This is a genomic window from Duncaniella muricolitica (assembly GCF_910574735.1).
Lineage (GTDB): Bacteria > Bacteroidota > Bacteroidia > Bacteroidales > Muribaculaceae > Duncaniella > Duncaniella muricolitica.
Genome location: NZ_CAJTCF010000052.1, coordinates 1 through 22761, shown reverse-complemented (window position 1 = coordinate 22761; position 22761 = coordinate 1). Strand labels below are relative to the sequence as shown.

Below are 22761 nucleotides of genomic sequence, written 5' to 3'. Positions count from 1 at the left end.
TAGTAATAGTTGCTATCCTCGTAATCAATAACACTTACCACAATGACTACAAACGCAATCGCATTGGCTACCGCCACCACAACCGCATCTGAACTCAACAACATCGCAGAAGATGTTCAGTTTGAGGACATCAACCCAACCGTTCCCTCCGTAACGTTTCTTGAAGCCAACACATCGGCTATCTCAATCGAGGAACTGACAGTGAACTGTGTCGTTCCCACATGGGCGAATCAGGAGCTGACAATCTCGCATCAGGACTTCATCAACACCGTGCATGATGCCGCTTGCAACGTGTTCAGCGGAGAACTCATCAACCGTCCTGAAATTCGTGTGTCGCACATCGTCCGCGGGCGCATACCCTCCGCACTTGGCAAACGTGCATCAGAACTGCTTGAATCCGAAAAGACACAGTTCTATCAGCGACTTGCTTTCGCTTTCACCATTCCCTCTATCCACGAAACGATAGACGGTCAACGCCTTGAGCTTTGCATAGGAGGCGTAAGAAACTACAACGACCTGAACCTCTATCGTGCCAATCGTGGCGCAGAGAAATTCTCTGTCTTTATCGGTTGGCGAATGAACGTCTGCTCTAATCAGGTGCTGACAGGTCAGGGTGCAAAGATTCAGTTTGAGGTGATGTCGCTTCACGACCTCTACAAGCAAGTGCTTGACTTGTTCTATACGTTCCGTCCGGCACAAGACATCCACCTCTTGCAGACGCTTTCGCAAACTCGCCTGACAGAAACGCAGTTTGCACAGATTGTCGGACGCATGAGGCTCTATCAGGCTCTGCCAAACCGCTATCAGCGCAACGTGCCTAAACTCCTGATAACCGACAGTCAGATAAACAATGTCTGCCGTGACTTCTACGCAGATCCGAACTTCGGTGTCAAGGACAACACAATCTCCATGTTCGACTTCCACAACCTTTTGACGGAAGCCAACAAGAGCAGTTACATCGACAGCTATCTGCAAAGAGCCGTCAACGCTACCGAAGTGTCGGTCGGCATCTGCAACGCTCTGCATGGAGATGATAAATACGCTTGGTTCTTGGGCTAAGTGCTTATTGATTCCCTGAATAATCGGGCATTCCTCAATCAGTGGGGAGTGTCCGATTTTCTTTCCCAAGACCCTTAATAATCAATTATAAACAGTCAAAATTTCGGACATGAAAACAGATTGCATCGTTTCAGAAATCCAACTCAAATACAAACCGCAACCTCTCACAGAAACCCTCTGTTCCTCAAAAGAGATTCATCAACTTCTTATAAAGCGAATCTTCGATGAAGAAACCATAGGCTATAAGGAAACTTTCAAGGTTCTGATGCTGAATCAGGCAAACAAACTCATTGGCTACACCACCATTTCAGAGGGCGGTCTGACTTCTACAATCGTAGATGTCAGGGTGGTAATGCAGACAGCATTAGTCAGCAACGCCACTGCGATAGTCATCGCCCATAATCATCCGTCCGGCAACGCACGCCCAAGCGGACAAGACGACAGCCTGACACGCAAAATCAAATCAGCATGTGAACTTATGGATATTCGCTTGCTTGACCATATCATCGTTACGCCATACGACAGCTACTACTCCTATAATGACGAGGGCAGACTATAAAAACGTGTTGTAGAGCATACACAGCACAATTTGTCAGACCATTATCATAGAAAATCCAACGCTTTTTAGTAATTTTGCACTTGATTTCCGAAAGGAGGTCAGACATATTATACAAGAGCGTTTTTGAAACTCATCGTTAACTATCGAATTCTCGCAAAATTCTAAGGGACAACGAGGGTGGCAACAACGCTCACGCTTCGGCTATATACTATCCGCAAAGTCGGATTCTATATATCCTCCAAGCGTGGGCGACTGTTGCTTATCCGTCCCATAGGCAATGCGAGAAGCCTGATAGTTGGATAAGCAAGAAACAGTCCTCACGCTTTTGTCGTTTTAATACAGCCGTTTCAATGGAGGATGAGAAACACATATGCTATAATGAGCCGATTATTAGCGAGTTTATTCATGCTTTTATTTCCGTTTATTTATATGGAGGGTAGCGTCTTGGTCTATGATTCTCCTGCCGAAAAGACTTACGCTGACACTTCATGCTTTAGAATCGTAAAAGACGAACATGGAGGCAATCTATACGAAGTTGCCTATATAACCAACTATACCGCGGTGCAATCCAACGGTGCTAAGAAGATAGTCTATATTCAGCAATACAATAGTTCGTGGACGCAATCGAGGATTCGCCATATACAGTACTACGATGAATCTGGCAAACTGATAACATATAGCGATGCTTATAGCAACTGGAATTGGATTAAAGACGGTACAGTCGGTGCCACTATGCGGGATAAAGTAAAAGTCTATTTCTAAAACATCAATACATTCAAAGAAATGAAAATCAAACCGATTGCATTCTTGCTCATGGCAATAATGCTTCCCTTCGCATCATGTAGCGATGACAATGATGCACCTGAATACAAGTACGTTTATTGGGATTCTCTACGTGGAATCAAAGTGACAACCACAGCAACCACAGCTATTGTAGAAACCATTTCTCAGGCTGACGGCATAGTTTGGTCAGTCAACCAAGCAATAATGGACGATGTGGAAAACTTGGGGCTGATGCGTCTTTGGACGAACCCACCAATTGATGGCTCATATGTCTATGATGACGTACAATACCAACAAGGATTTTATATCGAGAATCTCCAGCCAGCTACAACCTACTATTATCGCATTGTTCGTCAGGCAACTTCCTCCGTAGGAAATGATGTCACTGAATACAAGATAATGTACGGTGATGTCTATTCTTTCACGACAAAAGAATCCAACAACCAGTAGTCAAATTAGCTTCGGCTATCTTATAATCAATCAATTAACAACAATTCAAAATGACAAAGAAACTGAAATTTCTTGCGTTTGCACTCATCGCAGTGCTGACATGTGTCGGCTTCGCTTCATGTGGCGATGACGATGACGAACCCAAATTGCCGAATGACCTTATCGGTTCTGTGTGGAAAGGCGTTAACGACAACACCAACTATCCTACCGAGGTCAAGGTTGAGAGTGCCACAACGTGCGTTATCACGGTCTATGAACCCAACAGCACTACAATTTACGACCAAGCGCGTTGCCAATACCTTTATAGCGAGACTACGGGAGCGTTCTCTGTCGAATATGACGATTGGAACGTGAAAGGCTATATCAAGGGAGACAAAATGACCCTTACCGACAACCGTTACGGCAACTTTACTTTGACGCGAGTAAAGTAGCATTAGGCATCAACCACTCATCAGCACGGCACTTCGGCACTCTCCGTTGTGCCGTGTTTGCATTTAGATTATAGGGCATATTCCCTTGAAAATCGCTACCTTTGCACCATGAAACTTAATAAGAGCAAAGGCAATATGTACGAGTTCGTAACTCATACTTGGAATCCGATTAAGGGTCGGTGCTACCACGATTGTGCATATTGCTACATGAAAACCATTGTGCCTAATCCACAGCCTATTCATTTGGACGAATCGGAATTAAACGGCATATTCAGTGAAAATCAGTTCATATTCATTGGAAGCAGTACAGATGTTTTCGCTTCTGACGTTCCGTCTGAATGGATAACTGCAATCCTTGATTTTTGCGTTGAAGCCACTTCGCATCAAAATGGCATTAAAACTCGCTTCCTCCTGCAAACTAAGAATCCGGCAAGGATATTGGGCTTCACAGACCATCCACTGTTCAAGAGTGGTCAAGCCGTGGCTTGTACAACAATAGAAACAAATCGGCATTACTCTGAGACAATGAACAACGCACCAACCCCAAAGGAAAGAGCCGAAGCCATGTCTATGATTGCTGAACGAGGAATTAAGACCTATGTCACGATTGAGCCTATAATGGACTTCGATTTAGACGAACTTGTGTCGCTTGTAAAAATGTGCACCCCTGAACAAGTGAATATAGGTGCCAATTCCGTCCGTAGCATAAAAATTCCAGAGCCAACAAAAGGGAATATACTGATTGACCTAATCCAACATCTTCTATGCTTTACGCAGGTCAAAGTGAAAAAGAATTTGGACGGAGACAAACTGACCCGAATGCTTATCAGGAGGTTGAAGCGGAATTATTCTTACGAGAAACGCGATTAACTTTATCTCCAATCATTCAAAGTAAGGCTTATTGGCTATGCCGTCAATCCGATACTCCTCTTGGTCAATCAGCATATCCATAACCTCTTTAGACGAGTGGGGGCTGTCCTTTATCGTTGGTAACTCAAACTTGTTGCCCGATGAATAATGATGAATCGGCGCTAATATTGTCCGATTCTGCTCATCAAATTGAAACGAGGACGGCAGTTCAACAATCTCAGCCGCTTTTGCCTTGATATGGATGCAGACAATCTTTCTTGTGCCGTTCTTGAAATCAACAACAAACGTACCTCGCTTCTGCGTTTCCGAATAATACACAACACGGTCAAGGTACTTTTTGAATAATCGTGCCTTATCTTCAACCGAAAGGCTGTCAAGCGTTTCAATGGCAACATCATTAGTTAATTCCGCTTTTGCGACCTCTTTCTGATGTCGTTCTGCTTTGAGCCGTTCAATCTCATCCTCTGCGCCTGAAATGAACTTCTCCTTGCTCTCATATTGCTGTTGCTGATGAAGAAGCAGTGTCGGATTGGTCAAAATCCTGATACTCTCCAAAATGGATGTCTGATCTGATTTAGCTGTGGTAATGTCGGCATTGAGCGATTGGATTTTACTTGTGAGATTGTCTATCTCTTTGATTATCTTTGAGATTTTCTCGTTGCTCATTTCTGCGAACTCGTCTTTGGCAATAGCAGTCTTGACGATGACCCATATCGTTTTTAAGGCAATATCGGCATTTACCCCACCATTGGCGCAGATGGTTTCATCGTACTTGTTCTTTTTGACGGCACAGCGATAATACCGCAATCCCGTACCCGTCTGCCTGACTATATACATGTTCTTTCCACACGGACATTTCAAAATATACCGTAGGGCGTTGTAGTTCACGCCATTGTTCGGCACATCCACAATCCTATTCTGATTGAGAATCGCTTGTACCTTATCCCAAACATCTTCTGATACCAACGCATCCCCTTTGCGCTCTATCGGCTCACGCCGCCCTGACGGCTCCGTCTTGTTCTTGCCGTCACGGTTGGGGAGAATCCGCCACAGTCCTTTGTAGCAGGGATTATGCAGAATACGGTAGATATTTTCTGAAAAGAAATCGTTGCCCTTGACAGTCTTTATTCCGCGTGAAATCATCTCTTGCTTAATTTCCTTTGCGGTCAAACCGTCAATACACATCTTAAATATCTCCTGAACAATCGGAGCGTTCTCATCACGCACCAATATGGACTTTGGCGTTTTCCCTTTTATAAAGTTCGGATTGGGTACTGCCGAATACCCGAAAGGCACAACACTACCTTTGCACATCAACTCCTCCGATTGCAGAAAACAGCGCACTTTGCCACTTCTCATGCGGTCAGTAATTTTCTTCCGCTCAGCTTTCGCATATTCTGCGGCTATGGCAATACGCAATATATCCACAAGCTCCAACACCTTACCACCCTCGTAATGCTCTTTGGTGTCGATGAATAACACGTCCAAACCGTTCTTTAACAGACTATTCACATCAGTCATTACAGACAAAATCTCATCCTCACGTGAAAGACGGCTCAACTCGCTTACAACGACAATATCTGCATCTTCACTCGTCAGCATAAGCAACTCAATATAGCTCGGTCTGTTCTTTGTAGCACCACTTATGCCCTCGTCTTTGAGAACTTTAAGCAGTTCAAAGCCATTATCCCTGCAATACTCGGTAATCTGCATCTCCTGACGTGCTGCATCCTGCGCTGTCGTTGAAACACGGATATAACCTATGGCTCGTTTCTTTTTATCCATAATCCTTGTGGCGGTCGACAACAGATAGCGGAATTGCCACTCTCGCAACCGCACTGCAAAGATACAAAGAAATAGTTACACCCACAACGCACAACTGTAAATTTGAGTAGTTCTTATGCTACGATGGGTTAACATCTTTGATACCACGTATACGTCGATGCCCAACGAGATAAGGAGTGTGGCAAACGAGTGACGAAGACAATGGAACGACAGTTTTTTCTCGATTCCGGCTGCCTTTACCCATTTCTTGAATGGCTGTTGTGCCATTGAGCGGCGGAAGCCTTTGAAGATAAGTCCTTCACCACGCTCCCCACAATATTTCAGAGCCTCTTCACTTACCGGTAATGTCGCTTCTGTCTCTGTCTTTTCAGTGCATAGGCGTATGCAGTGGCCACCGTCAGGACTTCGCTCAATATTATCCCATCGGAGCTGCAACAGGTCGCTAAGTCGTAGTCCGGTAAACAGCCCGAACATAGATGCTTGTTTGAGGATAGGCACCTCACACTCGGTAGCATCAAGGATTTTCATCTCGTCGAGCGTCAGATACTCCTTCTTTACCTCCTGCCATTTGATGCCTTCAAGAAAGTCGTTGACGTTCTCGGTGATATATTTTTCCTTATATGCCATTTTTAGCAGACAGCGGAATGTTGACCAATAGCCTGACGCAGAGTTGTTGGATAATGGCATCTTTTTGTCAGGGTGGCGCAGATTATGTGCATAGAGAAGATACTCCCGGAATTCTTCGCACAGTTCCGTAGTAATATCGCCGAATGTGCATCGGCCACCGCAGAATTTTTTGAAATGGAGATAGACGCTCATCCATTTGTCATACTTGCTTTTCGCCTTCTTCTCGAAGTAGGTGAGGAAGTCCATTTTCAGTTTAGTCTTGTCAAGGAATCCGAACTATTCGTTTACGAGGCTCTGATAACGGATGCAACGGATTGCCTCGGCTTTCTCCTCCATTTCCTGATTGAAACGGCGTTGCATCTCGTTGGCCGGTTCGGCAAAGATGACTATGCCGAGAGTTTCGCGGCGGGTCATCTTGTTTGTGTGGGGATTGCGTATCGCGGGATAATAATCGAGATAGAGCGATACCTTACCTCCGGCATACGGGCGACGACGGAGGAACACTTTGGTGCAGGTGTTTGTCATTGCTTTATGGGGTTTGAGGGTTTGAAAATCAGATACAAAAGTAGCGGGAGAAGCATGAGAGAACAATGAGTTCTCCAGCAGTCCCAGGGCTTCTCCAAAGTCTCTCTGGAGATTAAATCTCCGGAGAACCGAGGAGAGAATCAAGTTCCGAGCAGAGTATGAGAGTGTATTTTCCTTTCTTCACACGAGTGATGTTGTGGTATTTCAGATAGTGGTGGAGTTGGTTGCGGGTCAGTCCATACTTCTCCATCGCCTCTGGATAGGTGTAATACTCCGGTGCCTTTGGGACGGTCGCACCCTTTGCCAAATCGAAATGATACTTGGAATACATCACATAGTTGCCTTGCTTTTTCTTCGGAATACCCTCTTTTGATACGAGAGTATAGATTGCCGATAGTGTCATTCCATAGGCGGCTTGAATATCAGCCGCGGTGTACCACTCGTTGATTTCCTCCTTCGGCTGCTGATTGGCAAAGTAGCGGTCAACATGGTTGCGGCTCCAGAGCGTCTTTCCTCGGCTCTGAGTTTTCGGCCAGCCCTCACGTTCCGCAATCTTATACATCCCGGAGTTTGACACACCATATTTCTCTTGAATCTCCTTGGAGGTGTAGAAATCAGTGATTGGAGCTGATGGATTCTTGACCTGTGTACTCTGAATATCAAGAACTGAAAATAGTGAATCTACATCGGCTCGACGAATGAGTGTCTTGCGTTTCAGTTTCCAAACCTTGATTACTCCACGGTTTATATAATTATAGATTGTGACGTGGCATACTCCTAATAGGGTAGCTGCTTGTGTTGGAGTCAAGAACTCTTGTTTAGCGACCTCTTTCTATCCTGATTGCTGGTATTCATATTCTCGTTGGTATGAATCCAGTTTCTCCTGACGCTTTCTTTCCTTGTATGCGAGTCCCGAGCATCGGTGGCTGCAATACTCCGTTGTTGTCTTGCGAGCAATGAACTCAGCTCCACACCAACGGCATTTCTTTTTGATTTCAATGTTGCTACTCATTTTTATCCTGTGTTAGTGTTTATTTCTCCTTTTATTTCGCCAAAAGTGTTCATGGGCGTAAACTGACGTAAACCTACGTAAACATCATCCACGACCTTGCGACACGCCTGACGGGATTGACCGACTTGCTACAAATCGGGTACAAAAACACAGGTAAAAAGGAGTGAAAAGCGGTTATATTGCAGTATGGATACGAAAAAAGCCGCCCGATAACGAGCGACTTTTCAATATTTTACACCAAATGGCACCAGTTGTCACCAATAGGCTACTTGCCGATGCACTATCCTTATAGTATTGATAGCGTGCTACTTAAGCTTTTATTATACAAGGGTCGGTCTCACTTCTGATTTTTGATGATTTGGGGCTTCCCAGCTGACATCATCTAAGGAAACAGGCCTCTCTTTCGTACATTTTGCACAAGTGCAAAGTTAATGATTTTCCACGACATAGAGTGTTAAAATACGAGAAAAGAATTTCAAGTAACTGTAAATTTTTCATCCACCGAATTTGTACCGCCATAAGTAAGTCTGACAGAAGTCTTAATCATTGAGCTGCAATGACCATAATAGAGTTGAATATTAGGTGTTTAGGGAATATTGAAGTATGTCTGTTACTTTCTACGATGGAAAGTGAAGAAGATGCGTCTGAGGATGTCGGTCACTGAATGATTCAACCGGGTCAGGCAAGTGTATTGGAAGGTGAAACCGGGCATGAAAACAGACCTCCGGGGAGACCTGTCTCTACTCGTTTTCATCATCGAAAATGCGGTTGAATATCTCTTCAAGTTTCTTCTTGTCGGTGAGCAGCACATGAAGTTTCTTCAGATTCTTGGCGTTGTCGCTCCACGGTACCCATACTTTCAGATAACCCTTCGGGCCGTACTTCTCGTTGAGGTGCTCAATTGTCCGTTGATAGTGTCCGGCTCTGTCGAGTTGGGGATAATTAGCCAGACCGTATTGGATGGTTCTTCGGATTATCGTATCCGCCTCGATGAAACGGTCGGCTTCGGCAACAATCATCCCGTAGCCGTTGCGAGGCTTCTTCTGATTGGATGCCCGGTGGTCTTCAACAGCGCGACCCATAGTCACAATCTGCTTCCGGGTGAAGTGCGACTTTACAAACTCGTCTGCTTCGAGTATCGTGCGGGATTCCTTGTGATGGTTTTCTCTGCCGTTGACAAGACCGAGGTCATGAAATGCTGCTATGATATAGACCATATCGGAATTCATCGCCGGACTATGTTCGGCGAGTTTTATGCTCTGTTCAATTACCATGCGGACATGGCTCTCCTGATGCGCCTTGTCGAAGGCGGCATAGCGGGGGATTATCTCATTTTCAACATAGTCAATGATCTCAGGAGACACCGGCTTCAATTTCAGTTCGGGAATTTCGCCACGCTCCCGCTTTTCTTTAAGTATCTGACGGCGGTGGGCACGTTCCTCCGCCATACACTTCTTGCATATATGGCGAGCGTGACCTTTGCCCGAGAATTTCTCATTGGAGAGATACTGACCGCACTTCCTGCAATAATGTCCCACGGTTTATTTCAGATTATTTCCTATAATGCTTTCCATGAGTAGGTAAACACGCGAGCCAACGTTTTGAGGCCACCTGTCGGCAGGATTTTCATCAAGCTCGCGTGCTATGGACATTGCTTTCGGCGCGTGTGGCAGAAGGCGTACTGCGTCATAGCTCGATTCAGAATAGGAACCCAGCAGGTCTCGCATACGTTTCTTCAACCAAGTCACCCCGGCTTTATTCTTCCTGTTCAGGGCAAGTTCATTTGAAGTCACTTCGTCGTACGCCCTTATATCTTCAAGGTGTAGCAGTAGCCACAACTCAAAGCAGGGATTGCTCATGCAGAAATTCAGATGTGGATTCTGCGCACATAGCTGAGCCACCTGCGAGAGCATACGCTCATGCCAGCGGTCACGATCTATGACAAGCCATAGTTCATCATCATCATCTATGTTATATTGTCGCATGAAGTCGGCTATCTGGGCGTGAACGCTCTCGGGCGATGACTCATTGGAATCTCGGGCCAATATCTCGACATGAACATTCGGAGCACGGAGCCGGTCTTTCACAGCCGAAAAATATATCGACTCTGTGCAGCGACCCTCGCTGGCAATCACGACAAGGCGTGCGGAACGCACACCTTCGAGACGTACAAAATCCTTACGCTTTCTCATGTTTCTGCCAATTTAGGGTTTCAATCGGTGCGAAGAATGGGATTGCGCTGTATCTGCCCTGCAAATATCCTTTCTGCACATTCTCGCGGGGCTTATACTCTGCAAGAGACACAAGGCGGGATGCTCCGTTCTTGTCTTTCTCTACAAACCAGACCTCATCGGAGCGAATCATGTCAAGATTGAGAAGATTGCACTCATGTGTGGATATAATAAGTTGAGTGTCTCTTTCCGATGAAAGTTCGTGGAGATAGCACTCTATCAGTTTCTGCGACAACAAGGGGTGCATACTGCGGTCAAGCTCATCAATCATATAGTCCACTTCACTCTGTCCCAAGTCGATAAGCATGGGGATGAAATCAAGAAGCCTGATTGAACCGTCGGATTCCTCGTCCATTTCAAAAACGACCTCGTCATCCGCATCATTGCGGTGAACCGCCTTCTGCTTGAATATCGTGTATGTGCCGTCCTCTTTGAAATCAAAGAAGAAGCATTCGTTGCTTTCAGGAGCCGCCACCAGAGCAGTACGTCCCGGAGTTGAGCTACTTATGATTTTGTCAAGCAAACGGTCGGTTAGGTTGGTCTCCTCTTTTGACCGGACAGGGAAACGCCGAATATCCACAATGCCAGTGTTGAAATACTGGAGAAGGCGACGTGTTGCTTCATGGAAATCCTCATCCTGCTCGGCATTGAACGATATGCCACGGAACCGTGTGCCCGGAAAAATTATGCGCAGACCCGAGGCAAACCATAAATAGGCAGTCTTTATCGCACACATTCCTTTTCCGTTGCGCTCGATGTATTCCGAAAGGAAACTCTTTTTAGCCGGAGTGCCTTCACCAAGGAATTTTACAAACTGAGCCACTGATGAATCGCCATGAATGTCGCCGAACTCAAACTCGTTTCCATCCTGATTGGATTTTCGTGTGAATATCAGTTTGTCGCTGCGGCTGTTAATCTCATAAAGCCATTCCTCCTTGATGCCATTTATAGAGAACTCCATGCCGTAAGCGAAATACCGCCCCCCGGTCTTGAACTCAATTTCAATCTTTGAGACAGGATTAATCGGTTTTGCAAGTTTGAACGGCTCGAAATCTCCGGCAGGAAATCTTCCCGTCGCAATCTGCTGGAGCAGTGCAACGGCTTTGATTACATTGCTCTTGCCCGATGCGTTGGCACCGTAAATCACACCGATTTTCAATGCCGATATATCGTCACGTTTCTGCGCCCTGCTGACATGAGCAGGGTGAACCGTTCCCTTTCCGGCAACGAAACTGATTGAGGTCTCTTCTTTGAAAGAATATATGTTCTCAAATGTGGCTCTAAGAATCATTGTTTGTCGTATGATTACATTGTTTATGCAAAGATACGACAAATATTTCATTCCACCAAACGTGCAGAGTGCGTTTTTTGACTGAAATAATGCTTTATTGCGACGGAACTCTTATTCGTATTCATCTCACAATTGTGTGTTAGTGCAACAGCTATTACTGTAACCACTGTTGCATAAGGCGGTCTTGATACAAGCAATCGATTAGAACAATCACTACGAAAGCGGCAAGAGAGGGAGCGGTCTTCAGGATTGGCGGCGGGATACCGTCAAAAGGTGACGGTGCAGGCACTGACACCCATTGACCGCATCGCGCCTATGGGCACCGGCGGGACACCGATAACCGACAACGCCTCCGAGGTAAGCATCGGGGACGCTGCTTTTACCTCTGAGACTCTATGCCGTTCATCCGTGTTCTTTTTCGCCGTTGCTGATAAGGACTTTTACGACCGCTCCCTCACTTACCGCTTAATAGCAGTCCACGAGTCGAGACAGTGATGTGCCGCCTTCCTGCGTTGTCGGCATATCACAGACTCGTCTTCCCGGGACTGGGCAGACCATTTTTACGGAACCCAATAATACATCGGTTTCTTTCGGTGTTCAGTAACCCATTCTTCAAAGTCCTTCATATTTGATACCCCATTGCTTATCACAGCCTCATAGTATTCCACACCATGATAATCTTTATCTGGCGGTGTCTCGAATTTCAACTTTAGGATTCTATATTTCTGGTCTGTAGTCATCACTTCCGTGATTCTGTCAGCCATTCGCTCAAAAAAGCCATCATATTCTGTGCCCTCTTCAATATGGATCACATCAATCTGCCATATATCTTCTTCATACTTATAGAAGATATGCCATGCGATGCAATGTTCGTCAGTATGAAGTCCGTTGATACACTTAATTTCAAGAACATTCGGTAGCTTGGCTATCTGTGCGGCAATTGCAAAACTACTCTCCTCAGTTATGTCTTTTGAATAGACGTGAAGGTCTATATCTTTATGGGAAGCCAATAATCCCATACGCAAGGAGCCGATGAGATTAACACGGCAACCATTCTGTTCCCAAACATTGGCTATATCTGAACTCATCAGAACTCTTTTTGCTCTTCCCTGATTGGCAAAGGACAAATTAAATATTTCTTCTTGATTCATCATATTAGAATTTGACAAATACATTATAACGATACAATCAAATAGATATTGTTAGAAGGTATTTTTTTCAGTGAGTTTTCAGTGCGAATATGCTGTCATTCGTTTTCAACGGCGCGTAAACTTAGCTCCAGTTCTCATGCAGTCATATCAACATAGGAAGTGTTGCTTGCTCGGAATTATAAACGTGCGGAGCAGGGCTATTCTTTTGCCTTTTGGATGAAAAATCTCCAGACCTGCGGCTCGTATTTTGTCAGCCAAAGGACGAACAGCCCTTCTTTGCCTCCGCACGCTGCCGTGTCAACGAGCAAGCAAAACTTCGATAGTCGATAGACGCATAAAAAAAATGTCGCACGATGAAAACGAACAACAACATATCAAACAGACGAGGCAGAGCATCCATCTCCAGTCTCAACCGCATAAAAAAGGTTCTCCTTTGGTTGGTGGGGTTTATCGGTGCAATACTCGGATTGGTGTTGTGGGGATTTATCCGACCGATATTCCGAGGCGTAGGCTGGGTTATCAGCCTTGTATCTGCCCTAATGATAATCTATTGGTTACTCACTTTATAAAATTCAACTGATATGGCTACTCTAAAATCCAACAACGCTGCAATCGCAGTTATGCAACAGATGCTCCAAGAGCGTATTCTCGCTGAACCCGCATTGGCTATCAAACTTGCCAATCCGAAGAAATCACTTGAAAGTGCTATCAACTATCTCTGCCACGAGATACAGAAAAGCGGGATGTGTGTCGTAGATGACCAGACCGTGCTATCAATCCTCCTGCATTTCTATGACGAGGACAACATCGAGGATGGCGGAACTCCTATCAACTGCAACATCGTGGTATTCAAGCCGGAACTTACCGATGAGGATAAAGCCGAACTCAAAGAGCAGGCTATGGAGCAGTACAAGGATGAGCAACTCCGGGAACTCCGCAGACAATCTCAGCCGAAGGCTCAACCCAAGCCGACCCCCACCTCTCCCAAAGCCGAAGCAGAGATTGACTCTATCCCCACTTATTCCTATAGTTTTCATAATGTGTGAATATGATTTTCATACATTATGATTAACTTTGCAGTCTGATAAAGATTATTGTATGGCAGACTCAACACTTCGCAAGTACATTTGGCTCATAAATACCATTCTTGACGCCGGTAAAATAACGTTCAAGGAGATAAGCGACAAATGGGACATCTCAACCCTAAACTATAAGGGGACTGAGCTGTCCAAACGCACCTTTCATAATCACCGACAAGCTATTCTTACGGAGTTGGGCGTTGACATACAATGCACTTCAATGAGAGAGAACAGTCAGTATTTCATAGCCAATCAGGAAGAACTTGAAAATAACGAAGTGTTGAACTGGCTCACAGACAGTATGGCAACCGAGTCATTATTGCTTGAAAACAAGGCTATCTCTGACAAGATAGTTTTGGAACCAGAACCCGGAGGTCGGGAATGGTTACCCATTCTATCACAGGCTTTGAGAGATAATCTGCGCATAGTATTTCAATACACCTCATTTCACTCAACCAAGAATAATTTGAGTGATAGGATATTGGAGCCGTTATGCTTAAAGTTGTTCAAAAGGAGATGGTATATGCTCGGACAAACTGTTGACAGCGGCAAGCGGTTGATTTTTGCTTTGGATCGCATCACTAAACTCGAATTATCATCAGAGCAATTTTTGTATCCCGAAGATTTTTCGGCAAAGGACTTCTTCGCAAACTTCTATGGAATTTGTTCTGACGGATATTCCAAACCTACTCGTGTCATACTGAAGTGCTATCGTGAATTTCCCAAATATGTAAAATCTCTTCCATTGCACCCATCGCAGGAGGAACTCGAACATGGGGATGATTTTATCACCTTCGGTTACTATATGTCGCCTGCATACGACTTTATTCAGGAGATAATGAGCCATGGAGATGATATTGAGGTTCTTACACCAGTATGGCTCCGGAAGCTTCTAAAAGAAAAATCCGACTCTCTGGCAGCTCTCTACAAATAATTTTAATTTTTTCTGCAATTGAGTTTCATATATGAAACGATTTTTCATACGTCCTCTATAACTTTGCCGGTGAAAAGAAACAAGAGGACATTGAAAACATCGGTCAGACCTTTGCCATCTGTCTGCTGAATCCGGCAGACTTCGTTCCGAATTATCGGAACGCACCCCAATGTTTGTTACTCGGCATCGACCCTGCACGCTGTTCACTCCGGTCGTGCATGTATCATCACCTTCGCTTCGCTCTCGGTGATGTGGAATGCACTCCCTCGTTCACAGCGCACATTGCCGAAGCCTCGACCATCCGGCGCACACGAAAGTAAGACCGATGTTTTCACTGCTCTCGCAAACTTACAGAACTATGCGAGACCAAATTGCAGAATATCTCAAAGACTTGACCATCAGTAACCGAAAGGAGTTGTTTGATGTGTTGAATTTCATTGCACCGCTTATTGACGGTTGGAGTCTGACCGAACCCAAGTCCGGCAGACAGATAATGCGATTTGCGTCAGCCAACGCAAGAAAGTCCGCCTATGTCGATTTTACGATACCCAAGAAGTCTGGTGGACAAAGAAAAATCAGCGCTCCTGTCAAACCGTTGAAGGCTATCCAAACAGCACTAAATATAGTTCTGCAATCCATATTCGTTCCCGATGAACACGCCACCGGTTTTGTATTAGAGAAAAGTGTCAAGGATAACGCCATGATACACGTGGGTCAAACCTGCATATTTAATACAGACCTCGAAAATTTCTTTCCGAGCATAACAAAACTCATGGTTCGTCGGGCTCTCCATCGAGAGCTTGGTGATAGACTGCAAAGCAATGAAGTAATCAATATTATATGTAGAATATGCACCGTTCCTGACAGTTCGGGTATCGAGGTGCTACCACAGGGCGCACCGACATCGCCTGTTCTGTCTAACATTGTGCTGAAGAGCCTTGATAAAGATATGTCAAAGCTTGCTGAAAGAATGGGATGTAAATATTCGCGCTATGCCGATGATATAACATTCAGTCATAGTAAATCAATTCGCAAAATGAGTCCTTTCTGGCAATCAAGAATTTACAATATCATTGCGAAGTATGGACTCAAAGTGAATGAAAAAAAGACAAAGACATATGTACCCGGCACACGTCAAGAGGTTACAGGAGTCGTTGTAAGCGATAAAATCAATGTTCCACGTTCTTACATAAAACAGCTGCGAGTGCTGCTACACTTGTGGGAAAAACATGGTTATGCACAGGCTCAAATCATATTCACGAGGGATTTCTGCAAGGGAATGGAAAAGAATCTTGTCAATGTAATCGACGGAAAAATTAACTATCTTGAAATGATCAAGGGCAAAGATGACTCTACTTATCGTAAGTTCAAAAACAGGTTCAAACGTCTTCAGTGGGAAGAAAAACAAAGTACTGACCAAATACAAAAGGCTATATGAATATAATTTATTTACACGGACTTTCCTCGTCGGGACAGTCCAACACCGCAAAAAAACTTCGGGGGTTACTTCCGAATGATAATGTTGTCACACCCGACATTCCGGTCAGCCCAATAAAGGCTCTTCAGTTGTTACTGAGTCTTGCCGGAGAGTATCGAGCTGATGATACAATCGTAATAGGCACATCTATGGGTGCGATGTATGCCTCTCAGATGAAAGGTTATCGCCGAATCCTTGTCAATCCCGCGTTTCACGTCTCAGACCTCCTGAAAGAAAACAATGGTGAGAGACTACAATTCTTCTCAGAGAGAGAAGATGGCAGTGAATACTTTGAGGTCTCGGAAATCTTGATCCAAGAGTTTGAAGAAATGGAGGCCAACCTGTTTTATGTCGATGACGTTACTCCGGAATCGGTAATAGGACTCTTTGGTGATAAAGACGATGTATGCAACTGTCTTGACGAGTACCGCGAAAGTTATTCCTACTGGTCATCTTTCAAAGGTGGTCATCGACTTACAGAAGATGTTATTACGAACACCTTGCTCCCGGTAATCAAATGGTTGAAGCATCCGGACTACACTTCTGGTAGAACCTATTTGCCGTTTGATAATATAACTCCCGGCGACACTGGCTACATCGGCGAAATGGATAACGATGAGAATGCCTTCAAAATATATAAAAAAGGTTTAGGACGTAAGTGGTATGAAGAAATTGTGCGTGAGTATCAGGGCACAAAGCATTACGATGGGCGCGATATCAACTTACATTTTCCGTCCCTCCCCGAAGGTGTAAACGAAGAATCGGTAGAACTTGTGTACGGCAATCGTTTCTGTCATCTCCCTTCGTTTGAAATCTATGGAGAGCATGGTGTTCAGGTTACCAACGGAGACTTCATTATCAATGAAAGTATTAGTGTCCACAGAAAATAATGGCAGAAAACAGAAATAGAATCACGGCAATATTGTCGCGAATGAAGCATGACACCTTCGAGCGCGATGAGGCTCTCGCACTTAGCTTGCTCAGTGCTCTTGCCGGGGAGAGTATATTTCTCCTCGGCTTGCCCGGTGTCGGCAAATCCATGATTGCCCGCCGATTAAAACTTGCATTCGACAATGCTACCGTCTTTGAATACTTGATGTCGCGATTCTCGACACCAGATGAGATTTTCGGACCCGTCAGCATCTCCAAGCTTAAAGATGAAGATTGCTATGAACGTGTCACATCCGGATTCCTGCCAGAAGCAGAGGTCGTTTTTCTTGATGAGATATGGAAAGCCGGCCCCGCTATTCAGAACGCCCTTCTTACTGTTCTGAACGAAAAAATCTATCTTAACGGCAATCAAGAGCTTAAGTTACCTATCAAAGGGATAATAGCAGCCTCAAATGAACTTCCGGCTAAAAACGAAGGTCTCGAAGCATTGTGGGATCGTTTTCTACTGCGATATGTTGTCAATCCCATTGAACAGAAACAGAATTTTTTCAGATTGCTCTCTGCGCAGACTTCTGAATCGACAACAGAGGAATTTGGCCCACTGACCCATGATGATTTTATTTCAGTGCAGTCAGAAAGTCGTAAGGTAACCATACCCGAGTCAGTTCTTGAAATCCTTTACACAATTAGAGGAAAACTTAACGAAAAGATAAACACTAAAGACGTGGTTACAGGTGAGCCTGACCCAGAGAACCTAAAGTATTACGTTTCTGACAGACGTTGGAAAAAAGCTGTCGGAGTCATGAAAATGTCGGCTTATCTTAATGGAAGACGTGAGATAGGACTTTCAGACCTGCTTCTATTGTCACACATTCTTTGGAATGATGAGCCGTCAATCCCAATCGTCAAACAGATTATTGCCGAAACTGTTGTTTCGTCATTATTCAGTCAAATTTTGGAACAATATAAGAGTTATAAACGCCACGCTAACATTGAGAATAATGACACACATCTGTATTCTCCCGACCGGGAACACTATATCATTCAATGTGATGATTCCCCTCTGAAAATCAAGATCAAGGATTATCAACGTATGCAGTCCTTCCCCGATGAAGTTTTCTTTGGTTCAGAGACTACGGACAGTACCCTGATGCTTCGTTCCCGGGGACAGTTCGTGATGAGGTTTGTTAAAGACGGCGTGATTTGCATCAATAACTATAACTATTTTCTGCGGACAGAGTCTGATAATCAACTTAGTAAAAACTTTATCGCAGAGATTGGGGATACAATTGACGGAATTGCAAACAGACTATACGTTGAAATGAACCATAATTTTTTTATTGCCAATTCCGATTTATATAAACCCATTCAAGAAGTTGTCGCAGTCTATAGAGCAAGAATAGATTTGATGTGATGAGAAAGCAACATATGACATATCTGCGCAGAGCCATTGGCATAGCCTCTTCCATAAAGGGAGGAGCGAGAATGCTTGAAATAATTGGCAAAATGAGGGCTGGCAAGACCTCTGTTTATCAAATGATACGGGATATTGTCTGTGACTCACGCTTTTATTGCGTGGTGGAGGATGACCTGTTTTGGAAAAATTATGCGACAGCAGTAATACGCCATTTTATTGATTCTCTTTCTTCTGAAGACTGGGAAAATGAAGAGCAAAGAACCGGGAAAAAGGAAGATTTCCTGAACGCATGGCTATCCAAACACATCTTTCCACTAAGCGTTGATGAGAAAAGAGGGATTGCAAAATCCATGCAGCTTACCGCCGGTGATTCTGGCAAACCGATTCCTCTTGGCAGTAGCGGAAGTGAAGGAAATCAGGACTCTGACGAGTATGATATTCAGATAGAATCGGGTATCACAGATAAATCCAATAGTCCGGATAAGATGGGCTACTCACTACCTGAAGATATTGCAAACTATGCAGAATCTTCAAAAGGGAATTCTCCTGGCCTTAAGGCTGATAGCCACGAGGCTGAAGTCGAATATCTTAACCGACTTGACCCGACAATCGTTGAACTTGCAAAGCAAATTGGTCGCAGCGGAGGCACGAGTCACGACGTTACCGGCAAATTTCAATATGCTTCACGAAGTGACATAAGCGGTATCACTATCGGTAATGACCTCAATTGTCTTTTGCCTTCAGAACTTGCTCTGTTAGGAGCAAAACCTACTGAAAACCTGTTTTATCAGCGATATGTTCAGAATCGTCTTCAACTGTTTTCATCCGCATCCCACTCTTTTGAGGTTGCCAATGATAAATCAGGTCCAATCTATATATGCGTTGACACAAGCGGCTCTATGAAAGGAGAACCGGAAGTGACGGCAAAAACGTTGGCTCTTGCTGTTGCTATGGTGGCTCAGAGAGATAGAAGACCAATCTGCATGATAAACTACTCCCATAATCTTTCATTTTTTATCCTCACAAACTTGCACCGACAGCGCAAAAAATTCCTTGCATTCCTGTCTCATTCTTACGATGGCGGTAACGATGAAAACAAACTTTTTTATTTTATTTTCAAGAAGTTGCCATCTATTCCCAAGTATAAGCTCTTTGTCGACGCATTCAAAGGGGCCGACATACTCATAATATCCGATTTTATCTGGAGTCATATTTCCAATGAAAACATGGAACTGATTCAGAAGGCTCGTTGTGAAGGGATGAAATTTTACGGCTTGGGGATTGATGTCAGAGAACATCAACTCGATATGTTGGATGACTCGAAAAAACATGACGACGAAATCCGCGATGGTTATAATTTCCTAAAGCAATGCGATTATCGTTATCTGTACGAGAATGGTTCAGTTTTTGAGTATATTGAAAAACCTTTGGTTCTATGAGACTTAAAATGAGACTTGAAGATGCGATGGTCTATGTGCTGGCCACCGCCGGATATGGAATGACAACACAACGGATAGCGGAAGTTATCAATAATGAGAAACTCCACATTCGTGTTGATGGCAACCCTGTTACCGATAAACAAGTATATGCCGCTGTCTGCCGTCACCCGGAAACCTTTGTCAAAGAAGGTGGTCGCATTTTGCTTTCAATGTAGAATTTTTATCCTGTACCGCTAAATGCGCCATGTCGATGTTTACTTTGCAGCAAAAACATCGACACATGATTTATCAAGACTATTTTCGCAATTCAGATTTTGAGGATATATGGGTAATCCTCAATGGCTTCTATCTTGAACACGAGGACATGAAGCCAATGTATGCCTCTTTGGTTGATGAAATTAAAGCATTGCCCATTGAGGAAAAGTATTCGGGCTCAACAATTCAGATGTGCTTTGACCTTGATAATGAGATACTGGTTAAAGGCGCGCCTGATCCTCAGGAGTGGCTTGTCGGTCGGGAAGTAAAGATTGATTTCTCGTCATGGAAAGATAATATTGATGAAGAAACTATCAACGATTCTCCCGGTATAAGAACGTTTGATATGCTCTCCGGTAAGGAGAAACGCGAACTGGCTCGTCAAAGCGACACTGCGACTCTTGCCGCCCACTTACTTTACTGGTCAACTCTGTATGCTATAAAAACGCATGGACAGCACGAGAATGAGTTTTCGGAGTGGCTTGACAATCTTGAAAATAGTGCTCCGAGAAAATATGAGATAGAGCCTGAATATATATCTGAAAGTTTCCGCAGAAAGCAGTGTAAATATTGGCGCGATACCGTAGGCAAAGACTCGGCTATTGATTGGACTTGGAATCTGAGTATCCTTAAAAAGAAACTCGAATTCAATATCGGATATTGGCGATATGTTCAGCGTCATGTTGGTTGGCAGGAAGATGTCAATCGGATGAAGATTGCTATAAATCTTATTGAATTAGCAAGAACTGACTGGCCCGATATAAAAGACAAACACATAAACTTGCGTACAGCCGATAGATACACTTACGAGTACGACCATGGAGGTGACTTGCATGAGTTAGATCTCGGAAAGTTATATCGCCATAAGGCTTTCCATATTCTATGGAGATGGCTTGACCACAACATGAAAAAATGGTGGGATTGATAAAATTTTTAATCCTGTATCTCACTTTGATACATCATCATTCTACCTTTGCATCGTAAACATTAAAAACACCCAAAGATATGGAACCTATTACAAGTAATGATTTCCTTAACTCAGTTCTTGAAGCTGAGGCATGGAAAGAGGTCTCTCAAAGTGGGAGCCTCAGCATGACGATGATCGAGAAGTTTGCCGACAAACTTGACTGGGAAGAGGTCAGTGGCAATAGTAATGTCATCTGGACAGTCGAGGGCATCAACAAGTTTGCCAACAAAATACATTGGGATGAATTTTCCCGTTCATGCCCGGAAAACCTTCTCTCGGAGTCAACGCTTCAGAAGTTTGCGTCCAAGTGGGATTGGAAGGCTCTCTCCAATCGTGACGACATCTACAATAACTGGCGTCTGCTCGAAAAGTTTGCCGACAAGGTAAACTGGGGCGAAGTAATCACCAACTGGCATATCGAGAAGCCGCTTGAGTTCTTCTCACGTTTCCAGCATTACATCCCCATGTCCAAGTTTCAGGACTCGCGTCTGTGGAATGCAATGGTCGAAGCTCGCGCCAAGCATCTGATCCAAGAAGCCATCGGCATAGAATAAAAATCTCGGGTACGCAAATAGACTGCGTAACAATGTTGTAATTTTGCGCCCGGATTTCAGAAGCCATTTGGCTATTTGCTGTAAATCAAGTAACTTTGCGGTGGATAACTTTGCCTTCGGCATCGCGCACCGGCTAAAGCCGACATGCGCTAAGTTTCCACTCGCGATTAAATAATTGCACTCGCTTTCGAGGGCATGCTAAAAAGAAAACAATGCAGACAACGCAACTCAACATATCGTTCACAATGCTTCGCCGTAGCTATCGCAGCTTCGACCGCAGTCTCTATTGCATCAGTTATAGAGGCTACCGAAGTGTGCCCGGTGGATTGCTCCGACGATATACCAATGCGGTCTGTATAAGTTGAAATAACGTAACCACAGACAATCAGGATAAAACAGTCGGAAGGTCCACAACGCTTTTCGACTTTTTTGTGCCCTGTTATGGCTTATCCTATTGTCACGGCATGGCACCCAAAAACAATTCAATTATGAACAAAGAAGACTATTATCGCAGCCATGCCAGTAAACAAAAATGCACTAATAAGATACAAAACCATAGACCGGTGCCGATGCAGTGCATAGAACATCTTGCCGCTCAGCGGATTGCAAATCTTCGGATACAAAAGTCCGAAAATGCTCCGTTTTTACCTTCTGAAAATCGCTTTTTCCGACCCTCCCGGGCCTGTGTTTTTGTACCCGCAAAGTTAGCTGTTTTAACTAAGATGTGCAAACGACCGATACGAGGTCATTATCGATTCGTTTGAAAAAGTGTAGCACATCCTCGGTTATTCGTTTGAAAAAATGTAATGGAGGCATGGTTATTCGGTCAAAAAAGTGTAATTCTTGTTCTACTCAATTGAAGAATCCAAGAAGTCATCTTGACTTTTTGAGTCTGTTAATGTGTTTAAGAAATATCACATGGAATGCCAGGAGATTCCACCCTTTCCAGCTGGAAACCGTTTTATCGAAACGAT

The 22761-nt window shown here is 44.2% G+C and carries 22 protein-coding genes and 2 pseudogenes; 16 read left to right on the top strand and 8 right to left on the bottom strand.

The window, feature by feature from the left end:
- Positions 1-42: 42 nt before the first annotated feature.
- From QGT73_RS11745 to QGT73_RS11720, 6 genes are all read left to right on the top strand, one after another.
- Complete coding sequence (locus QGT73_RS11745; protein WP_280122509.1) at positions 43-1059, top strand: DUF3871 family protein; 1017 nt, start codon at positions 43-45, stop codon at positions 1057-1059.
- A gap of 109 nt (positions 1060-1168) precedes the next feature.
- On the top strand, positions 1169-1618 hold the full coding sequence (locus tag QGT73_RS11740) for a JAB domain-containing protein (RefSeq protein WP_280122508.1): 450 nt from the start codon (positions 1169-1171) through the stop codon (positions 1616-1618).
- 378 nt (positions 1619-1996) lie between these two features.
- Positions 1997-2380: a hypothetical protein gene (locus QGT73_RS11735; RefSeq protein ID WP_280122507.1), complete on the top strand. Its 384-nt coding sequence runs from the start codon at positions 1997-1999 to the stop codon at positions 2378-2380.
- A gap of 21 nt (positions 2381-2401) precedes the next feature.
- Entirely contained in the window at positions 2402-2851 is a 450-nt protein-coding gene (locus QGT73_RS11730) for a fibronectin type III domain-containing protein (RefSeq protein WP_280122506.1), read from the top strand.
- Between the two features lie 50 nt (positions 2852-2901).
- Positions 2902-3282: a hypothetical protein gene (locus QGT73_RS11725; protein ID WP_280122505.1), complete on the top strand. Its 381-nt coding sequence runs from the start codon at positions 2902-2904 to the stop codon at positions 3280-3282.
- A gap of 207 nt (positions 3283-3489) precedes the next feature.
- The gene (locus tag QGT73_RS11720) at positions 3490-4152 is read left to right on the top strand and encodes a hypothetical protein (protein WP_341874117.1); all 663 of its coding nucleotides are present in this window, start codon (positions 3490-3492) and stop codon (positions 4150-4152) included.
- 12 nt (positions 4153-4164) lie between these two features.
- Here the strand turns inward: QGT73_RS11720 and QGT73_RS11715 are convergent, their stop codons facing one another.
- From QGT73_RS11715 to QGT73_RS11685, 7 genes and pseudogenes are all read right to left on the bottom strand, one after another.
- Entirely contained in the window at positions 4165-5937 is a 1773-nt protein-coding gene (locus QGT73_RS11715) for a recombinase family protein (protein WP_280122503.1), read from the bottom strand.
- 75 nt (positions 5938-6012) lie between these two features.
- Positions 6013-7089: pseudogene (locus QGT73_RS11710) on the bottom strand (tyrosine-type recombinase/integrase).
- 112 nt (positions 7090-7201) lie between these two features.
- Positions 7202-7897: a helix-turn-helix domain-containing protein gene (locus tag QGT73_RS11705; protein ID WP_280122502.1), complete on the bottom strand. Its 696-nt coding sequence runs from the start codon at positions 7895-7897 to the stop codon at positions 7202-7204.
- A 24-nt stretch (positions 7898-7921) separates the two neighbouring features.
- Positions 7922-8101: a hypothetical protein gene (locus QGT73_RS11700; protein ID WP_280122501.1), complete on the bottom strand. Its 180-nt coding sequence runs from the start codon at positions 8099-8101 to the stop codon at positions 7922-7924.
- Positions 8102-8841: 740 nt separating this feature from the next.
- Entirely contained in the window at positions 8842-9474 is a 633-nt protein-coding gene (locus QGT73_RS11695; RefSeq protein ID WP_280122516.1) for an HD domain-containing protein, read from the bottom strand.
- 168 nt (positions 9475-9642) lie between these two features.
- Complete coding sequence (locus QGT73_RS11690; RefSeq protein ID WP_154956115.1) at positions 9643-10293, bottom strand: RloB family protein; 651 nt, start codon at positions 10291-10293, stop codon at positions 9643-9645.
- Complete coding sequence (locus QGT73_RS11685) at positions 10280-11623, bottom strand: AAA family ATPase (protein WP_217961508.1); 1344 nt, start codon at positions 11621-11623, stop codon at positions 10280-10282. The genes QGT73_RS11690 and QGT73_RS11685 overlap by 14 nt, the downstream gene beginning before the upstream one ends.
- A 273-nt stretch (positions 11624-11896) precedes the next feature.
- Here QGT73_RS11685 and QGT73_RS11680 point away from each other — a divergent pair, with 273 nt between their 5' ends.
- The gene (locus QGT73_RS11680) at positions 11897-12118 is read left to right on the top strand and encodes a hypothetical protein (RefSeq protein ID WP_280122500.1); all 222 of its coding nucleotides are present in this window, start codon (positions 11897-11899) and stop codon (positions 12116-12118) included.
- Positions 12119-12183: 65 nt separating this feature from the next.
- On the opposite strand, the gene QGT73_RS11675 is transcribed toward QGT73_RS11680, so the two are convergent.
- A complete protein-coding gene (locus tag QGT73_RS11675) occupies positions 12184-12777 on the bottom strand; it encodes a phosphoglycerate mutase family protein (protein ID WP_154956112.1) in 594 nt (197 codons plus the stop codon).
- Positions 12778-13355: 578 nt separating this feature from the next.
- Between QGT73_RS11675 and QGT73_RS11670 the strand changes: the two genes are divergently transcribed.
- From QGT73_RS11670 to QGT73_RS11630, 9 genes and pseudogenes are all read left to right on the top strand, one after another.
- Positions 13356-13820, top strand: a complete 465-nt coding sequence (locus QGT73_RS11670; RefSeq protein ID WP_154956110.1) for a PcfK-like family protein — start codon at positions 13356-13358, stop codon at positions 13818-13820.
- 52 nt (positions 13821-13872) lie between these two features.
- A complete protein-coding gene (locus tag QGT73_RS11665) occupies positions 13873-14787 on the top strand; it encodes a helix-turn-helix transcriptional regulator (protein ID WP_154956108.1) in 915 nt (304 codons plus the stop codon).
- Between the two features lie 358 nt (positions 14788-15145).
- Positions 15146-16225 (top strand): reverse transcriptase family protein, encoded by a 1080-nt coding sequence (locus QGT73_RS11660; protein WP_217961506.1) that lies wholly within the window; start codon positions 15146-15148, stop codon positions 16223-16225.
- Complete coding sequence (locus QGT73_RS11655) at positions 16222-17154, top strand: YqiA/YcfP family alpha/beta fold hydrolase (protein WP_154956104.1); 933 nt, start codon at positions 16222-16224, stop codon at positions 17152-17154. Before QGT73_RS11660 ends, QGT73_RS11655 begins: the two co-directional genes overlap by 4 nt.
- Positions 17155-17195: 41 nt before the next feature.
- Positions 17196-18036 (top strand): annotated as a pseudogene (locus QGT73_RS17530) (AAA family ATPase); the annotation flags it as partial.
- Positions 18037-18583: 547 nt separating this feature from the next.
- Complete coding sequence (locus QGT73_RS11645; protein ID WP_154956100.1) at positions 18584-20011, top strand: vWA domain-containing protein; 1428 nt, start codon at positions 18584-18586, stop codon at positions 20009-20011.
- A gap of 8 nt (positions 20012-20019) precedes the next feature.
- The gene (locus tag QGT73_RS11640) at positions 20020-20226 is read left to right on the top strand and encodes a hypothetical protein (RefSeq protein ID WP_154956098.1); all 207 of its coding nucleotides are present in this window, start codon (positions 20020-20022) and stop codon (positions 20224-20226) included.
- A 65-nt stretch (positions 20227-20291) separates the two neighbouring features.
- A complete protein-coding gene (locus tag QGT73_RS11635) occupies positions 20292-21191 on the top strand; it encodes a hypothetical protein (protein ID WP_154956097.1) in 900 nt (299 codons plus the stop codon).
- Positions 21192-21271: 80 nt separating this feature from the next.
- The gene (locus QGT73_RS11630) at positions 21272-21787 is read left to right on the top strand and encodes a hypothetical protein (protein WP_154956095.1); all 516 of its coding nucleotides are present in this window, start codon (positions 21272-21274) and stop codon (positions 21785-21787) included.
- Positions 21788-22761: the final 974 nt, after the last annotated feature.

Excerpts from the sequence above, each read along its gene's own strand:
- QGT73_RS11745 (WP_280122509.1), top strand. The coding sequence starts at position 43 with ATGACTACAAACGCAATCGCATTGGCTACCGCCACCACAACCGCATCT.
- QGT73_RS11740 (WP_280122508.1), top strand. The coding sequence starts at position 1,169 with ATGAAAACAGATTGCATCGTTTCAGAAATCCAACTCAAATACAAACCG.
- QGT73_RS11735 (WP_280122507.1), top strand. The coding sequence starts at position 1,997 with ATGAGCCGATTATTAGCGAGTTTATTCATGCTTTTATTTCCGTTTATT.
- QGT73_RS11730 (WP_280122506.1), top strand. The coding sequence starts at position 2,402 with ATGAAAATCAAACCGATTGCATTCTTGCTCATGGCAATAATGCTTCCC.
- QGT73_RS11725 (WP_280122505.1), top strand. The coding sequence starts at position 2,902 with ATGACAAAGAAACTGAAATTTCTTGCGTTTGCACTCATCGCAGTGCTG.
- QGT73_RS11720 (WP_341874117.1), top strand. The coding sequence starts at position 3,490 with ATGAAAACCATTGTGCCTAATCCACAGCCTATTCATTTGGACGAATCG.
- QGT73_RS11715 (WP_280122503.1), bottom strand. The coding sequence starts at position 5,937 with ATGGATAAAAAGAAACGAGCCATAGGTTATATCCGTGTTTCAACGACA.
- QGT73_RS11700 (WP_280122501.1), bottom strand. The coding sequence starts at position 8,101 with ATGAGTAGCAACATTGAAATCAAAAAGAAATGCCGTTGGTGTGGAGCT.
- QGT73_RS11690 (WP_154956115.1), bottom strand. The coding sequence starts at position 10,293 with ATGAGAAAGCGTAAGGATTTTGTACGTCTCGAAGGTGTGCGTTCCGCA.
- QGT73_RS11685 (WP_217961508.1), bottom strand. The coding sequence starts at position 11,623 with ATGATTCTTAGAGCCACATTTGAGAACATATATTCTTTCAAAGAAGAG.
- QGT73_RS11675 (WP_154956112.1), bottom strand. The coding sequence starts at position 12,777 with ATGATGAATCAAGAAGAAATATTTAATTTGTCCTTTGCCAATCAGGGA.
- QGT73_RS11670 (WP_154956110.1), top strand. The coding sequence starts at position 13,356 with ATGGCTACTCTAAAATCCAACAACGCTGCAATCGCAGTTATGCAACAG.
- QGT73_RS11665 (WP_154956108.1), top strand. The coding sequence starts at position 13,873 with ATGGCAGACTCAACACTTCGCAAGTACATTTGGCTCATAAATACCATT.
- QGT73_RS11660 (WP_217961506.1), top strand. The coding sequence starts at position 15,146 with ATGCGAGACCAAATTGCAGAATATCTCAAAGACTTGACCATCAGTAAC.
- QGT73_RS11655 (WP_154956104.1), top strand. The coding sequence starts at position 16,222 with ATGAATATAATTTATTTACACGGACTTTCCTCGTCGGGACAGTCCAAC.
- QGT73_RS11645 (WP_154956100.1), top strand. The coding sequence starts at position 18,584 with ATGACATATCTGCGCAGAGCCATTGGCATAGCCTCTTCCATAAAGGGA.
- QGT73_RS11640 (WP_154956098.1), top strand. The coding sequence starts at position 20,020 with ATGAGACTTGAAGATGCGATGGTCTATGTGCTGGCCACCGCCGGATAT.
- QGT73_RS11635 (WP_154956097.1), top strand. The coding sequence starts at position 20,292 with ATGATTTATCAAGACTATTTTCGCAATTCAGATTTTGAGGATATATGG.
- QGT73_RS11630 (WP_154956095.1), top strand. The coding sequence starts at position 21,272 with ATGGAACCTATTACAAGTAATGATTTCCTTAACTCAGTTCTTGAAGCT.